14 protein-coding genes are annotated in these 15913 nt (G+C 68.9%); 6 read left to right on the top strand and 8 right to left on the bottom strand.

Features of this window, described 5'->3' with window-relative positions:
* Positions 1-235: 235 nt before the first annotated feature.
* A complete protein-coding gene (locus BLW83_RS13365) occupies positions 236-1660 on the top strand; it encodes a class II 3-deoxy-7-phosphoheptulonate synthase (protein WP_090848845.1) in 1425 nt (474 codons plus the stop codon).
* A 318-nt stretch (positions 1661-1978) separates the two neighbouring features.
* On the opposite strand, the gene BLW83_RS13360 is transcribed toward BLW83_RS13365, so the two are convergent.
* Positions 1979-2689, bottom strand: a complete 711-nt coding sequence (locus tag BLW83_RS13360) for a PAS domain-containing protein (protein ID WP_090848744.1) — start codon at positions 2687-2689, stop codon at positions 1979-1981.
* Positions 2690-2803: 114 nt separating this feature from the next.
* Entirely contained in the window at positions 2804-3373 is a 570-nt protein-coding gene (locus BLW83_RS13355; protein WP_090848743.1) for a LabA-like NYN domain-containing protein, read from the bottom strand.
* A gap of 32 nt (positions 3374-3405) precedes the next feature.
* Between BLW83_RS13355 and folK the strand changes: the two genes are divergently transcribed.
* The 4 genes from folK to BLW83_RS13335 all read left to right on the top strand — a co-directional run bounded on the left by folK (position 3406) and on the right by BLW83_RS13335 (position 7263).
* The gene (gene folK / locus BLW83_RS13350) at positions 3406-3975 is read left to right on the top strand and encodes a 2-amino-4-hydroxy-6-hydroxymethyldihydropteridine diphosphokinase (protein ID WP_090848742.1); all 570 of its coding nucleotides are present in this window, start codon (positions 3406-3408) and stop codon (positions 3973-3975) included.
* A 64-nt stretch (positions 3976-4039) separates the two neighbouring features.
* Positions 4040-4396 (top strand): DNA-directed RNA polymerase subunit omega, encoded by a 357-nt coding sequence (gene rpoZ / locus BLW83_RS13345; protein WP_090848741.1) that lies wholly within the window; start codon positions 4040-4042, stop codon positions 4394-4396.
* A gap of 24 nt (positions 4397-4420) precedes the next feature.
* Positions 4421-6541 carry a RelA/SpoT family protein gene (locus BLW83_RS13340; protein ID WP_090848740.1) on the top strand — a complete coding sequence of 707 codons (2121 nt, stop codon included), beginning with the start codon at positions 4421-4423 and terminating at the stop codon, positions 6539-6541.
* Positions 6542-6627: 86 nt separating this feature from the next.
* Entirely contained in the window at positions 6628-7263 is a 636-nt protein-coding gene (locus BLW83_RS13335) for a DUF2062 domain-containing protein (protein WP_090848739.1), read from the top strand.
* Here BLW83_RS13335 and BLW83_RS13330 read toward each other — a convergent pair.
* The 3 genes from BLW83_RS13330 to gltX all read right to left on the bottom strand — a co-directional run bounded on the left by BLW83_RS13330 (position 7260) and on the right by gltX (position 11493).
* On the bottom strand, positions 7260-8570 hold the full coding sequence (locus BLW83_RS13330; protein ID WP_090848738.1) for an NAD(P)/FAD-dependent oxidoreductase: 1311 nt from the start codon (positions 8568-8570) through the stop codon (positions 7260-7262). The genes BLW83_RS13335 and BLW83_RS13330 overlap by 4 nt on opposite strands.
* A gap of 188 nt (positions 8571-8758) precedes the next feature.
* Positions 8759-10051, bottom strand: coding sequence for a citrate synthase (locus BLW83_RS13325; protein WP_090848737.1), 1293 nt, complete (start codon positions 10049-10051; stop codon positions 8759-8761).
* 50 nt (positions 10052-10101) lie between these two features.
* Positions 10102-11493, bottom strand: coding sequence for a glutamate--tRNA ligase (gltX, locus tag BLW83_RS13320; protein WP_090848736.1), 1392 nt, complete (start codon positions 11491-11493; stop codon positions 10102-10104).
* A 109-nt stretch (positions 11494-11602) separates the two neighbouring features.
* On the opposite strand from gltX, the gene BLW83_RS13315 reads away from it, so the two are divergent.
* Positions 11603-13843 (top strand): ComEC/Rec2 family competence protein, encoded by a 2241-nt coding sequence (locus BLW83_RS13315; RefSeq protein ID WP_090848735.1) that lies wholly within the window; start codon positions 11603-11605, stop codon positions 13841-13843.
* Between the two features lie 39 nt (positions 13844-13882).
* Here the strand turns inward: BLW83_RS13315 and BLW83_RS15760 are convergent, their stop codons facing one another.
* From BLW83_RS15760 to exbB, 3 genes are read right to left on the bottom strand one after another with little or no spacing between them, the layout of a single operon-like run.
* Complete coding sequence (locus tag BLW83_RS15760; protein WP_090848734.1) at positions 13883-14713, bottom strand: TonB family protein; 831 nt, start codon at positions 14711-14713, stop codon at positions 13883-13885.
* Complete coding sequence (gene exbD / locus BLW83_RS13305; protein ID WP_090848733.1) at positions 14710-15132, bottom strand: TonB system transport protein ExbD; 423 nt, start codon at positions 15130-15132, stop codon at positions 14710-14712. Before exbD ends, BLW83_RS15760 begins: the two co-directional genes overlap by 4 nt.
* A gap of 1 nt (position 15133) precedes the next feature.
* Positions 15134-15910 (bottom strand): tonB-system energizer ExbB, encoded by a 777-nt coding sequence (exbB, locus tag BLW83_RS13300; protein WP_090848732.1) that lies wholly within the window; start codon positions 15908-15910, stop codon positions 15134-15136.
* Positions 15911-15913 lie beyond the last annotated feature (3 nt).

Here is a 15913-nt window from a genome sequence, read left to right as displayed (position 1 = left end):
GTCTCCCTATCGGACATTCGTCCCTGTTTCGGACAGTAGGACGCGGTCTTTTGAAAGAAAAGCACTCTGTTACCACTGGCGCCGGTCAATCCGGCGCATGATCCGGGCAGTTCGGCGGCGTTCCGGCGGGGCCGGCGGGGCGGGCGGCGGGGCCGCTGGCGGGCAGGGGGCTTTGAACCGGGCCGCATCATCCCTATAAGACGGCAAGCCGCAGAAGGATGCAGTCATGCCGCAGATGCAAGAAACCGCCCGCAACGCCGCCGCAGCCGTGCAGAACGCGCCCGCGACCGACTGGCAGCGCGACGGCTGGCGCGCGCGGCCGCGGATCCAGATGCCCGATTATCCCGACGCCGACGCCGTGCGCCAGGCCGAGGCGCAGCTGAGCCGCTTTCCCCTGCTGATCTTTGCCGGCGAGGCCCGGCGGCTCAAGTCCCAGCTGGGCGAGGTCGCGCGGGGCGAGCGGTTCCTGCTGCAAGGCGGGGACTGCGCCGAAAGCTTTGCCGAATTCGGCAGCGACAATATCCGCGACACCTTCAAGGTGATGTTGCAGATGGCGATCGTGCTGACCTGGGGCGCGCAGATGCCGGTGGTCAAGGTCGGGCGCATGGCCGGCCAGTTCGCCAAGCCGCGCTCGGCCGGGACGGAAACCATCGGCGGGGTCGAGCTGCCCAGCTATCGCGGCGACATCATCAACGGCTTTGACTTCACCCCCGAGGCGCGGGTGCCCGATCCGCAGCGGATGCTGGCGGCCTATACGCAGGCGGCGGCGACGCTGAACCTGCTGCGCGCGTTTTCGACCGGCGGCTATGCCGACATGCACCGCGTGCAAAGCTGGATCGCCGATTTCACCGGCGGACCCGAGGCCGTGCGCTATCGCGAGGTGGCCGAGCGGATCAGCGACGCCATGGCCTTCATGGCGGCGGCCGGGGTGACCTCGGCCACGGCGCGCGATCTGGCCACGGTGGATTTCTATACCAGCCACGAGGCCCTGCTGCTGGAATACGAAGAGGCGCTGTGTCGCATCGATTCGACCACCGGCCTGCCGCTGGCGGGGTCCGGCCACATGCTGTGGATCGGCGACCGCACAAGGCAGGTGGACGGCGCCCATGTCGAATTCTGCCGGGGCGTGCAGAACCCCATTGGGCTGAAATGCGGCCCGTCGATCACCGATGACGACCTCAAGGCGCTGATCTGGAAGCTGAACCCCGAAAACGAACCGGGCCGGCTGACCCTGATCGCGCGGTTCGGCGCGGGTTCTGTGGGCGAGCACCTGCCCCGCCTGGTCCGTGTCGTGCAGGCCGAGGGCGCGAATGTCGTCTGGACCTGCGACCCGATGCACGGCAACACCATCAAGTCGGCCTCGGGCTACAAGACCCGGCCGTTCGATTCCGTGCTGCGCGAGGTGCGCGAATTCTTTGCCGTCCATGCGGCCGAGGGCACCGTTCCCGGCGGCGTGCATTTCGAGATGACCGGGCAGGATGTCACCGAATGCACCGGCGGCGTGCGTGCCGTGACCGACGAGGATCTGTCCTCGCGCTATCACACCGCCTGCGACCCGCGGCTGAACGCCAGCCAGTCGCTGGAACTGGCGTTCCTTGTGGCCGAGGAACTGCGCGCCCGCCGCACCAGCGCCCCTTCGACGCTGCGCGACGTGGGCTGAACCCGGCCGCAGATACCCTTGAACGCGGCGCGTCCCCCGGGGCGCGCCGTTTCGTTTGGGGGCGGGTGCAAATTGATGGGCCGCGCCTGCGTCGCCCTGTGCATGGGTATTTGGACCAGAAAGAAGCAGCGATACCGTCTGGCCATGCAGCGGCGGGCTGGCGGCGAAGGCAGGCGGTGCCGCCGACGGCAAGGTCGAGTGGTGCGGCAGACCAGCGCCGGTGAATGCGGCACTGCGGCGAATACCGCCCGATCGGGCAGGGCGGCTGCGCAAGGGGCCGTCCGCTGGCCAGTCCTCTGCGGGTCAGTCCTCTGCGGGTCAGTCCTCGGTGATCACCCGGAACCTTGCTCGACGTTCGTCGGGGGTTTCGTCCTCGCGGATCACCGGCCGGGGCGCTGCCGGTTTCCATGGCGCCGAAGGCTCGGCGAACCCCTGCGGCGAGGGCGAGGGCACCAGCACCCGCGCCCCCTCGATCACCGGATCTGCGCGGTCCGACAGCAGGTCGAAGCGGCGCGGTGTCATGCCCATCGTGCCCTCCGTCGCCAGACACCCCAGCGCGCGGTTCACATCGCCCAGATCCGAGCGCAGGGGCAGCAGCAGCATCTTGCCGTTCAGCCCGGCGCGGCCATAGGCGGTCGGGGAATGCAGGGTCAGCTCGGCGATCTGCGGCCCCTGGAACACGGTTTCCAGCACATCCGAGATACGCCCCCGCGACCCCGGCTGCATCACCGCGCAGAGCGGCATCCCCCGCACCTCCATCCCCATCAGGTCGATCAGATGGCGCCCCGCCAGCCGGAACCGCGCCGCACCCGGGGCGATGCGTTCGAGGATGAAGGCATAATCCAGCGCATGGCGCAGCCCCATCGGCGAGACATCCTGCCGCGCGGGGATCGCCCGCCCCTGGCGCAGCGAATCCCAATAGCCGCGCAGCCCCGCCAGCACCCGTGCCGGTGACTGCCGGTCGAAATCGGGCAAATGCAGCACCCTTGGCGCGTCACCGGCCGGGTCGGGACCGTTTTTTTCGTCCATCGCACCAAAATTCCTACTCATACAAAACAGGAGTTTACAGGGCGCGGCGGCGCTCGTCTCGGGTAAAATTGACGAAAGGTTAAGTCGGGCGGGTTTCAGCCGTGTGAAATCCGCTCAGACCTCGTCGGGGGCGGTCATGTCGTGGTCGCGCGGCTCGCGCGGCGGGCGGCCGATGATGTCGCGCAGCGCGTCCAGCTCGATGAAGTTGTCCGCCTGGCGGCGCAGCTCGTCGGCGATCATCGGCGGCTGGCTGCGCAGGGTCGAGACGACCGAGACCCGCACCCCCTGCCGCTGCATCGCCTCGATCATCGGGCGCAGGTCGCCGTCGCCGGAAAACACCACCGCATGGTCCAGATGCGGCGCCAGCTGCAGCGCATCCACGGTCAGCTCGACATCCATGTTGCCCTTGATCCGGCGGCGCCCCATCGAGTCGGTGAACTCGCGCGCCGACTTGGTCACGATGGCAAAGCCGTTGTAGGTCAGCCAGTCGATCAGCGGCCGGATCGGGGAATATTCCTCGCTTTCCAGCAGAGCGGTGTAGTAATAGGCGCGGGTGAGCTTGCCCCGACGCTCGAACTCCTGACGCAACAGCTTGTAATCTATGTCGAAGCCCAGAGACTTGGCTGCTGCGTGCAGGTTCGACCCGTCGATGAACAGCGCCAACCTGTCGTCCTTGTAGAACAATGTCTTACTCCCAAAGTTCCGGAAATGCGAATATGAAGGAAGATGTAGTCCTGCTTGCGCTTGGTGCAAACCTGTTTTCTTCGACAGGTTCACCGGCCGCCGCGCTGCGGGCCGCGCTGGTGGCCCTGGGCGCCGAGGGGCTGGCCCTGCGCCACGTCAGCCGGTTCTGGCGCACCCCGGCATTTCCGCCCGGATCGGGGCCGGATTACGTCAATGCGGCAGCGGCGGTGCAGTCGCCCATGGGCGCGCAGGACACGCTGGCGGCGGCGCATCGGGTGGAATCGGCGCTGGGGCGGGTGCGCGATGGCGGCCGCTGGGGGGCGCGGGTGATCGACATCGACCTGCTGGCGATGGACGATCTGGTGCTGCCCGATGGCGCCGAACAGGACCGCTGGCGCGCGCTGCCCCCGGCGCAGGCGCAACAGCTGACCCCGGACCGGCTGATCCTGCCGCATCCGCGGATGCAGGACCGCGGCTTTGTCCTGGCGCCGCTGGCCGAGATCGCGCCGCAATGGCGCCACCCGCGGACCGGGCAGACCGTGGCCGCGATGCTGGCCGCGCTGGGGCCTGCGGGGGTGGCGGGCATGGCGCCGCTTGCTTGACATTCCCCGGGCTGGCGCCCACATATGCCACCTTGCCCTTACAGCCGATTCGCAGAGGTATGCCATGGCCCGCGTGACAGTCGAGGATTGCGTCGACAAGGTTCCCAACCGTTTTGACCTGGTCCTGCTGGCGGCCCATCGCGCCCGCGAAATCTCTTCCGGTGCCGCCCCGACGGTGGACCCCGACAACGACAAGAACCCGGTGATCGCGCTGCGCGAGATCGCCGACGAAACCCAGCCCGTGGACGATCTGCGCGAGCGGATGATCGAGCAGACCCAGACCCAGATCGAGGTCGACGAGCCCGAAGAGGACGCGATGGCGCTGCTGCTGGGTGCCGAGATCGACCGTCCCAAGCCCGCCGACGAGGAATCCGAGGAACGGATGCTGCGGATGATGCTGGAAGCGCAAAGCCGCAACTGACGGCAACCGGGGCGGATTCGTCGGTTGGAAAGATTCGACGTCGAAGATCTGATCGCGCTGGTCCGCAACTACAACCCGCGGACCAATGCCGAACTGATCCGGCAGGCCTTTGACTATGGCCGCCGGATGCACGAGGGGCAATTCCGCCACTCGGGCGAACCCTATTTCACCCATCCCGTCGCCGTCGCCGCCATCCTGACCGAGATGCGGCTGGACGATGCCACCATCATCACCGCGCTGCTGCACGACACGATCGAGGACACCCGGTCCACCTGGACCGACGTGGCCCAGATCTTTGGCCGCGAGATCGCCGATCTGGTGGACGGGGTCACCAAGCTGACCAACCTGCAACTCTCGGGTGCGCATTCCAAGCAGGCCGAAAATTTTCGCAAGCTTTTCATGGCCATGTCGCGCGATCTTCGCGTGATTCTGGTCAAGCTGGCCGATCGGCTGCACAATATGCGCACCATCAAGTCGATGCGCCCCGACAAGCAGGTGCAGAAGGCGCGCGAGACCATGGACATTTTTGCGCCGCTCGCCGGGCGCATGGGGATGCAGTGGATGCGCGAAGAGCTTGAAGATCTTGCCTTCAAGGTCATCAACCCCGAAGCGCGCAATTCCATCATCCGCCGCTTCGTAGTGCTGCAAAAGGAAAACGGCGACGTGATCCCGCAGATCACCGCCGACATCCGCGCCACGCTGGACGCCGAGGGGGTCGAGGCCGAGGTTTTCGGCCGCGCCAAGCGCCCGTTCAGCGTCTGGCGCAAGATGCAGGAAAAACAGCTGGCCTTCAGCCGCCTGTCCGACATCTACGGGTTCCGCATCATCACCCGCTCCGAGGCGGATTGCTACCGCACGCTGGGGATCATCCACCGTAAATGGCGGGCGGTGCCGGGGCGGTTCAAGGATTACATCAGCCAGCCCAAGTCGAACGGCTACCGCTCGATCCACACCACGGTTTCGGCCCGCGACGGCACAAGGGTCGAGGTGCAGATCCGCACCCGCGCCATGCACGAGGTGGCCGAGGCGGGGGTGGCCGCGCATTGGGCTTATCGCGACGGGGTGCGCAGCAAGAACCCCTTTGCCGTCGATCCGGCCGAATGGCTGGCCGGGCTGACCGAACGTTTCGGCGAGGAAGACCACGACGAGTTTCTGGAACACGTCAAGCTGGAAATGTATCAGGACCAGGTGTTCTGCTTTACCCCGCGCGGCGACGTGATTCAGCTGCCCAAGGGGGCGACGCCCATCGACTTTGCCTATGCGATCCACACCCGCATCGGCAACAGCTGCGTCGGCGCCAAGGTCGACGGAATCCGGGTGCCGCTGTGGACGCGCCTGAAAAACGGGCAGGCGGTGGACATCATTTCCGCCACCGGGCAGCGGCCGCAGGCGACCTGGCTGGACATCGTGGTGACCGGGCGCGCCAAGGCCGCGATCCGGCGCTCCTTGCGCGAAGAGGATCGTTCCCGCTTTATCCGGCTGGGGTCGGAACTGGTGCGCGTCGCGTTCGAACACGTCAACCGCAAGGCCACCGACAAGGCACTGCGCGCTGCCGCCAAGACGCTGGCGCTGCCCGATGTGGATGAAATGCTGGCCCGAATCGGCTCGGCCGAGATGTCGGCGCAAGAGCTGATCCGCGCGCTTTACCCCGACCTCACCCCGATCGAAGAGGAAATCGACAGCGCCCGTGCCGTTGCCGGGCTTGAGGCCGATCAGGAATTCACCCGCGCCCCCTGCTGCGACCCGCTGCCGGGCGAACGCATCGTCGGCATCACCTATCGCGGCAAAGGGGTGGTGATCCACGCCATCGACTGCCCGGTGCTGGCCGATTTCGAGGATCAGCCCGACCGCTGGGTGGACCTGCGCTGGCGCGAGGGGCGCCATCCTCCGGTCTATTCCTCGCGGCTGGGGCTGACGATCCGCCACGACGCGGGCGTGCTGGGGCGGATCTGCACGCTGATCGGGGCACAGGGGGCGAATATCTCGGATCTCGAATTCCTTGATCGCAAACAGGATTTCTACCGGCTGCGCGTCGATGTCGAGCTGCGCGACCGGGAACATCTGCACGCGCTGCTGACCGCGCTGGACGCCGAGCCGGACGTCGCGCAGGTGGCGCGGATCCGCGACCCCTCGGCGCGTTTCTAAGACGGGCGGCCGCGCCGATTCCCGGTTGCAGCCGGGGTGCGCGGCTGGTTCACTGGGCCGGGTTTTCCGAACGGGACAGACACAGAGTGTTCAAGCGCAAGCCTCGCAGCTATTCGCAGATCGCCAGCGACATCGTCTATCCGCGGGGCGGCTGGGGCCGGGCGGCGCGTTATATCGTCCACCGCGTCCGCCGGCTGCCGGACGAACCCAGCCGCATCGGCCGCGGGGTGGCGGCGGGGGTGTTCATCAGCTTTACCCCGCTGTTCGGCGTGCATCTGCTGGGCGGGCTGGCGCTGGCTTGGGTGCTGCGTGGCAATCTGTTCGCCGCGGTGCTGGGGTCGCTGGTCGGCAACCCGGTCACCATTCCCTTTATCGCGGTCACATCGGTCGGGCTGGGGCGCTGGATGCTGGGAGTGCCGGGCAGCATGTCGCCGGGGGTCATCATGGCCGCCTTTACTGCCGCAGGCGGGCAGCTCTGGCATAATTTCATGTCGATCTTTGACAGCCGCGTGGCAGAGTGGGATCGGCTCGAGGCGTTCTTCAACGGGATTTTTCTGCCCTATCTGGTGGGCGGCTTTATCCCGGGGGTGATCGCGGCGGTGATTTTCCACTATCTGACCGTGCCGCTGGTGCGCGCCTATCACCGCCGCAAGGCGCAGCGCAGCGCCCGTCGCAATGGCGCCCCATCAGCGGTGGACGCCCCCCCCGAGGACGGGGGCTAGACCCCCAGCCGGTCGCGCAGAGAATACCAGCCCATGCCGGCGACCAGCAGCGGCCAGCGCAGCGCCGCGCCGCCGGGAAAGGCGGGCAGGGGCAGGGCGGCCATGGTGTCGAACCCCTCGGACTGGCCGATCACCGCCTGCGCCATCAGCTTGCCCGAAAGACTGGCCAGCGCCACCCCGTGGCCGGAAAACCCGCTGGCCGACAGGCAGTTCGGCGCCGGCCGCGCGAAATACGGCAGCCGGTTCATGGTGATCGCCAGCGTGCCGCCCCAGCCATGGGTGATGCGCACGCCCCCAAGCTGCGGATAGACCTGTTCCAGCGGGCGGCGCACCTTGGCGGCGATGTCCCGCGGAAAGCGATAGCCAAGGCTTTCGCCGCCGCCGAACACCAGCCGCCGGTCCGCGCTCAGCCGCCAATAGTTCACCACGAAACGAGTGTCGTGGACGGCGATGTTTTCCGCCAGGATGTCGTCGGCACGCGCCCCCAGCGGCTCGGTCGCGACGACGAAATTGTTGATCGGCATGACGCGGGCGGCGACGCCCATGTCCAGATGCCCCAGATAGCCGTTCGCGGCCAGAATGACGTGATCGCAGATCACCCGCCCGGTGCCGGTCTGCACCACCGAGGTCTCGCCCGCGCGCCGACCGTGGCTGATGGCATGGACATGGGCGCCCTCGTGGATGCGCACGCCCGACGCTGCGGCCAGCCGCGCCAGCCCCAGCCCCAGCGCCAGCGGGTCCAGATGGCCTGCGCCGCGATCAAGATCACCCCCCGCATATAGCGGCGATTTCACCAGCGCCCGCAGCCCGGCCGCATCCAGCGGCTCGATCAGCGCATAGTCGTAATCGCGGGCCAGCCGCTCGGCGTTTTCATGGGCGTGGCGGACCTCGCGGGCGGTGCGGGCGGCATGAGCGATACCGGGATGGACCGTCACCCCGGCCTCGGCGGCGTACGAGCGGGTCAGGGTCTTGGCCTCTTCGGCCATGTCCCACAGCCGCCGCGCCGCCGCGCGCCCGGCCACCCGTTCCAGCTCGTCGACCTCAAGCCGCTGCCCCGATCCCATCTGCCCGCCATTGCGCCCCGAGGCGCCAAAGCCCACCCGCTGCGCCTCAAGCAGCACGACCGAGCGCCCCGCCCGCGCCAGCGTCAGCGCCGCGCCCAGTCCGGTGTAGCCCGCGCCCACCACCACCACATCGGCGCGCGCATCGCCCCGCAGCGGGGGAAACGGCGGCAGCGCCGGGTTCTGCTCGGCGTACAGGCTGGGCGGATATTCCCCGCGGCGGTCATTGGCGAAAAGCAGGTTCATGCGCGCCCCCATGTTCGGCCCCGCTTTACCACCCGCAACCCGGATAACGGAATGGCCGAGGGCCGCTTTCTTCATCACTGAAATATCCCGGGGTCCGGGGCAGCGCCCCGGTCCGACCGAGCAACCCGGCGCGCCAAAAGAAAAAGGGGACCAAACCGGCCCCCTTTTCCCCAACAATTCCAGCAGCCTCAGCGCTTGGCCACGTCCAGGTAATCGCGCCGGTCCGAGCCGATATACAGCTGCCGCGGGCGGCCGATCTTGCTGTCCGGGTCGCCCAGCATTTCCTTCCACTGCGAAATCCAGCCGACGGTGCGCGACAGCGCAAAGATCGGGGTGAACATCGAGGTCGGGAAGCCCATCGCCGACAGGATGATGCCGGAATAGAAATCGACGTTCGGATAGAGCTTTTTCGAAACGAAATATTCGTCCTCAAGCGCGATCCGCTCCAGCTCCTTGGCGACCTGCAGCGTCGGGTTGTTCTCGATCCCGAGAAGGTCCAGCACCTCGTCGGCCGATTCCTTCATGATCTTGGCACGCGGGTCGAAGTTCTTGTAGACGCGGTGGCCAAAGCCCATCAGCCGGAACGGGTCGTCCTTGTCCTTGGCGCGCCTGATGTATTCGGGGATGCGGTCGACGGTGCCGATTTCCTGCAGCATCTCCAGCGCGGCCTGGTTGGCGCCGCCATGGGCGGGGCCCCACAGGCAGGCGATGCCGGCGGCGATACAGGCAAAGGGATTGGCCCCGGATGATCCCGCCAGCCGCACCGTCGAGGTCGAGGCGTTCTGTTCGTGGTCCGCGTGCAGGGTAAAGATGCGGTCCATGGCGCGGGCCAGCGCCGGATCGGTGTGATAGGGCTCGGCCGGGACCGAAAAACACATGTGCAGGAAGTTCGAGGCGTAATCGAGATCGTTCTTCGGATAGACGAAGGGCTGGCCCAGCGAATATTTATAGGCCATCGCCGCCAGCGTCGGCAGCTTGGCGATCAGCCGGATCGAGGCGACCTCGCGGTGATGCGGGTCGTTGATGTCAAGGCTGTCGTGATAGAACGCCGACATGGCGCCGACCACGCCGACCAGCGTCGCCATCGGGTGGCTGTCGCGGCGGAACCCGCGAAAGAAATAATGCAGCTGCTCGTGCACCATGGTGTGGTGGGTGATCAGCCACTCGAATTTCTCCATCTGGTCGGCGCTCGGCAGTTCGCCGTTCAGCAGCAGATAGCAGACTTCCAGATAGTGGCTTTTCTGGGCCAGCTGCTCGATCGGATAGCCGCGATACCACAGCTCGCCCACATCGCCGTCGATATAGGTGATCGCGCTTTCGCAGGCCGCCGTCGAGGTGAAGCCGGGATCGAAGGTGAAGACGTCGCCCTGCCCGTAAAGCTTGCGGATGTCGATACATTCCGCCCCCACGGTGGGGGTCAGGATCGGCAGATCAAATTCCCTGTCGTTCAGCGAAATCCGGGCGGTTCTGGCTTCGGCCATCGCATATTCCTTTGCTCGGGGCCCATCGGGGCCGCTGCGTATGGGCACTCTCACGCCGTGGCATCTGCCAGGCGGGCGAGCGTTTCGTCGCGCCCGAGGGCCAGCATCATGTCGAATATGCTCGGGGTCGAGGTCCGCCCGGCGAGTGCCGCCCGCACGGGGGCTGCGATCTTGCCAAGGCCCAGCCCGTTCGACTCGGCTATCCGCTGTGCAATCGCCTCCAGGTCGTCTCGCGCCCAGATAACATTCTGCAACGCAGCGGTCAAATCATTGAGTATACCTTTGGACACCGTATCCAGAACCGCCGCCGCCTTGTCGTCCGGCTGCACCGGGCGTTCGATCAGGGCAAAGCGGCCCTGGTCCAGCAGCTGCGGCAGGGTGCGGGATTTCTGCTTGAGCACCGACAGCGCCGGGGTCAGGCGGGCAAGCTGCGTCCCGGTCAGCGCGGGCTGGCCGGTGGCGGAAAGGAAGCCCGCCAGCTCGTCCAGCAGTGCCACGTCGCCCATGGCTGCGACATGATGCCCCGAGACATGCTCCAGCTTCTTGAAGTCCAGCCGCGCCGGCGCCTTGCCGATTCCCGACAGGTCGAACCATGCGCGCGCCTGCGCGTCGTCGAACAGCTCGTCGTCGCCATGGCTCCAGCCCAGCCGGGCCAGATAGTTGCGCATCGCGCTGGCCGGATAGCCCATGGCGGCGTATTCATGCAGCCCCACCGCGCCGTGGCGCTTGGACAGTTTCTTGCCGTCGGGGCCGTGGATCAGCGGGATATGCGCGAACACCGGCAGCGCCCAGCCGTTGGCCGCATAGACCTGCGCCTGGCGCGCGGCGTTGGTCAGGTGGTCGTCGCCGCGGATGATATGGGTCACGCCCATGTCGTGGTCGTCCACAACCACCGCGTGCATATAGGTCGGCGTCCCGTCCGAACGCAGCAGCACCATGTCGTCCAGCTGGTCATTGCGGAAGGTCACGTCCCCCTGCACCTCGTCATGGATCACCGTCACGCCTTCGCGCGGGGCCTTCAGCCGGATCGCATGGGGCGCGTCGGGCCGGGTTGCGGGGTCCGCATCGCGCCACGGGCTGACAAAGGGGCGGTTGGGGTTCTCGGCCCGCCATGCCTCGATCTCGGCCGGGGTGGTATAGCAGGGATAGGCGGTGCCCGCGGCCATCATCGCCCGCGCGACCTCGGCGTGGCGCTCGGCGCGGGCGAACTGGCTGACCGGTTCTCCGTCCCAGTCCAGCCCCAGCCAGCGCAGCCCCTGCAGGATCGCCTCGGTCGCCTCGGGGGTGGAACGGGCGCGGTCGGTATCCTCGATCCGCAGCAGGAATTTCCCGCCGCGGCCGCGGGCATACAGCCAGTTGAACAGCGCCGTGCGCGCGCCGCCGATATGCAGATAGCCGGTGGGCGAGGGCGCAAAGCGCGTGACGACGGGGGGTGATTGCATGGCTGCGTCCTGCTGCGGTCGTTCAGGGGGGCGGTCGTTAACCTTTCGCTAAGAACCGCCGGGTTAGGATCGGCGCAGGGATACGCGACGATTCAGGGTAAGGACAAGCTTGACCGCAACGGATGCAGCGAAACCGGGGGGCAGTCGCGGCTGGGCGGGCAGGGCGCTTGCGGCCCTGACGGCGCGCGGGCGGGTGTCGGCGCGCAGCGGCCGCTCGGCCGGCGATCTGGCGCAGCGGGCCGGATTGCTGATCCGCGCGCCGATTCTGGTGTCCTTTGGCATTGGCCTGTGGTTTTCGCTGCGGTTCGAGCCGGGGGCGGCGCTTTATGCGGCTGCCGGCGCGGGGATGCTGCTGGGGATGGCGGCGGCGCGGCGGGTGCTGCGGCTGGCGGATACCGGGCGGATCCCGTGGGAGCGGGCCGAGTTCCTGCGGATGGCGGCGCTTGGCACGGCGCTGGTGCTGTCGGGGTTTCTGGCCGCCGGGCTGCGGCTGCACATGGTCGCGGCCCCGGTGATGGATTACCGCTATTACGGCCCGGTCGAGGGGCGGGTGGTCGAAATCGACCGCTCGGCCCGCGACCGGATGCGGGTGACGCTGGACCGGGTGGTGCTGCGCCATACCTCGCCCGACCGCACCCCGCGCCGGGTGCGGCTGTCGCTGCCGCCGGGGGCGGAGCTGCCGCCGACCTCGGCGCGGGTGATGCTGACCGCGCATCTCGGCCCGCCGCCGCCGCCCGCGGAACCCGGGGCCTTCGATTTCCGCCGCAGCGCGTTTTTCGCCGGGCTGGGCGCCGTCGGCTATACCCGCACCCCGATTCTGGTCGCCGAGCCGCCGCCGCCCCGGCTGCTGGACGCCACCGCCGCACGGCTGCGGCTATCGAAAGCGATGCAGGACCGGATCGGCGGGCAGGCAGGGGCGGTGGCCTCGGCGCTGGTGACGGGCGACCGCTCGGGCATTGCCGAGGCCACAAATCAGGTGATGCGCGATTCTAACCTGTATCACATCGTGTCGATTTCCGGCCTGCACATGAGCATGTTGGCCGCCTTTGTCTATGGCGCGATCCGGCTGGCGCTGGCCGGGGTGCAGGGCTTGGGTCCGGGCATGATCGGCGGCGCGCTGGCCGGCGCGCCTTTGCACAAGCTGGCCGCGCTGGTCGCGCTGGCGGCGGCGACGCTGTATCTGTGGGTCTCGGGCGGGGGGGTGCCGACGGAACGCGCCTGGGTGATGGTGGCGGTGATGCTGGGCGCGGTGCTGCTGGACCGGCGCGCGATTTCGCTGCGCACGCTGGCGGTGGCGGCGCTGGTGATCCTGTATCTGGCGCCCGAGGCGCTGGTCACGCCCGGTTTCCAGATGAGCTTTGCCGCCACCGCCGCGCTGATCTTGCTGTTTCCCGCGTGGTCGCGGGGGGCGCAGACACTGCCCTGGGTGGTGCGCGGCGCGATGCTGCTGGTGATTTCATCACTGATCGCGGGGCTGGCCACCGCGCCCCTGGCGGCGGCGCATTTCAACCGCTCGGCCCAATACGGGATCGTCGCCAATCTGCTGGTGGTGCCGGTGATGGGCAGCGTGGTGATGCCCGCCGGCGTGATCGCCGCCGTGCTGGCGCCGCTGGGGCTGGCGGGGCCGGCACTGTGGGCGATGGGGCTGGGCACGCGCTGGATGCTGTGGGTGGCCGAGCTGGTCACCGGCTGGGGCGGCGCGGTGATGACCGTCCCGGTGCCCGACTGGCGCGTGCTGCCGCTGGGCGGCGCCGGCATCGCGATCTGGCTGTTTTCGCTGCAAGGCGCCGGGCGGGCCACACGGCGGGCCGGGGTTGCGATGCTGCTGCTGGCGCTGGCCGGCGCGACGCTGCTATGGATGCGGACCCAGCGCCCCGACATCCTCATCGCGCCCGAGGCCGCAACGGTCGGGATCATGACCCCCGCGGGCCGCGCCCTGTCGAAACCCGGCGGCGCCTTTGCCGCCGACAGCTGGCTGCGCGCCGACGGCGATACCGCCGCCGCGCCCGAGGCGGGGGCGCGCATGGGGTGGGATGGGCCTACGGCAGAGCGTCGCGCCCGGCTGGGCGGCATCGAGGTGGTGCATCTGACCGGAAAATCCGCCCCTCAGCGCGCCGAGAGCGCCTGCCGGGGTGGCGCAGTGGTCATTCTTGCAGCCCGGGCCCCGCCGGGGCTGACGGGCGACTGCCTGCTGGTCGACCAGACGGAAACCCGCCGCAGCGGCGCCCGCGCCGGCTGGCTGCGGCACGGGCAACTGCACTGGCTGACCGAGGCCGAGATGACCGGAGAGCGGCTGTGGTCCTCGCCCACCGAACGGCGCCGATGGGGGCTTTCGGGGCGCGCCCGATGAGCGCCGGGACGGCCCCGCCGCGCCCGCCCGCACCGCGCCTCAGCGCGTGATGCGGAACGGGACCACGATGGATTTCGGCTTTCCATCGGGCGGGGCGGGCAGTCGCGGCATCCGCTGCGCGTGCCGCATCAGCGCCGCATCCACGCGCGCGTCGCCGCTGCCTTGCGTCAGCGTCGCCTGCGCCCCGCCGCCGGCGTCGATGCGCACCGTCACCGTCGCCGACAGCTGCCCGCGAGAGGTGACGCGCGCGCGGCTCATATGGCGCGCGGTCGCCTGGCGCACCTGGTTTTCCCAGGATTGCACCGCCTGGGCCGACGCTTTCGCCTGACCGGCGCTGCCCGCGGGCGAGCGCGCGGTCTGTTGCTGGCTGGGCGCCTGGTTGCGCGGCTCGGTGGGGGTGGGCTTGGGCGGCTCTTTCCTGGGCTCGCGCTGCTGGGGTTCGGGTGGCGGGCGGCGCAGCAGGCGCGGCCGTTCCCTGGGGCGGACGGCGGCGATGGTCTCGACCGGCTCGACCACCGGCTCGGTCTCGACGGGTTCGGGTTCCGGTTCGACCACGGGTTCCGGCTCTGGCTCTGGCTCGGGTTCCGGCTCGGGTTCAGGCGGCGGCTCCACCGGCTCTTCGGCCTCGGGGAACTCGGGGGCCTGCAACTCGGCCAGCTGCGGCAGCTCGGGCAGGGTCTCGGTCAGCTGGTTGGGGATCTCGGCCACGCCGGCGGTCGGCTCGGGCGGCAGCAGTTCGACGACCGTGGCCTCGGGCGCGGCAGGCGCCGGCGCGGGACGCCGCGCCAGCGTCGTGGCGCCGACCAGATGCGCGCCAAGCACCAGAACGGCGGCGGTGAACCACCAGCCCGGACGCCCCGCCGCCATCATGATCCCGGCACCATTTCAAGGCCGACCAGCCCGATGCGGCCCCAGCCGGCATCACGGATAAGGTTCATCAGCCCCATCAGCTCGCCATATTCCACGTTGCGGTCGGCACGCAGGTAGATCCGCGCCTCGGGGTCGCCGCCGGTGGCCTCGTCCAGCGCCCCGGGCAGGGCCTCGACCCCGATCTCGCTGTTGGCCAGCGCGACGCTGCCGTCGGCTTGCAGGGTCACATAGACCGGCTCGTCCGGGCGCGGCGCCGCGGCGGCGGTCGAGGCCGGCAGGTCCACGTTCACATCTACCGTCGCCAGCGGCGCCGCCACCATGAAGATGATCAGCAGCACCAGCATCACGTCGATAAAGGGCGTGACGTTGATTTCCGACAGCTCGTCAAGCTGTTCGCCGTCGTCGTGGGATGCAGCCATCTCAGAGCCTCCGCGTGGCGTGGTCGAGCTCGCGGCTGACCAGCCGTTCGATCAGCGCGCCGCTGTCGCGCAGCTGGGCGCGGTGGGACGCGATGGCGCGCGCGCACAGGTTGTAGATGATCACCGCCGGGATAGCCGCGACCAGCCCCAGCGCGGTGGCCAGCAGCGCCTCGGCGATGCCGGGGGCGACGACCGCAAGATTGGTGGTCTGCGCGCGCGAGATGCCGACGAATGCGTTCATGATTCCCCAGACCGTGCCGAACAGCCCGACAAAGGGCGCGGTCGAGCCGATGGTGGCCAGCAGCCCGGTCCCCACGCCAAGCTGGCGGCCGGCGGCGGCCTCGATCCGGGCAAGGGTCGAGGCCACGCGTTCCTTGACCCCCTGCACCGGCACGTCGGGCAGGTCGGGACGGGCGCCGACCATTTCACGCCCGGCCGCCCGCAGCATCCGCGCCACCGGATCGCGCCGCCGGCCCAGCTGCGCCGCCGCGGGGGCAAGCCCGCCCGCGCCCGCGATCCGCCGCTGGCTGCCCGCCGCCGCGCGCGCGGCCGAGGCGATCTCGACCAGCTTGAACAGCGCCACCGTCCAGGTCACCACCGAGGCCGCCGCCAGCCCGATCATCACCGCCTTGACCACGATGTCGGCGGCCATGAACATCCCCCAGGGGGACAGGTCATGGGGCAGGGTGTGGGCGGGCAGGCTGCCCGCGTCCTGTGCGACGACGGGCGACGCGGCGAGCAATGCGCTGGCGACAAGGACGGGAAGGCGGCAGTTCATATG

The organism is Paracoccus alkenifer (assembly GCF_900108405.1).
In the GTDB taxonomy this organism is placed as follows: Bacteria; Pseudomonadota; Alphaproteobacteria; order Rhodobacterales; family Rhodobacteraceae; genus Paracoccus; species Paracoccus alkenifer.
The sequence above is the reverse complement of the archived record's forward strand: the minus strand, read 5'-3'. Positions and strand labels throughout refer to the sequence as shown.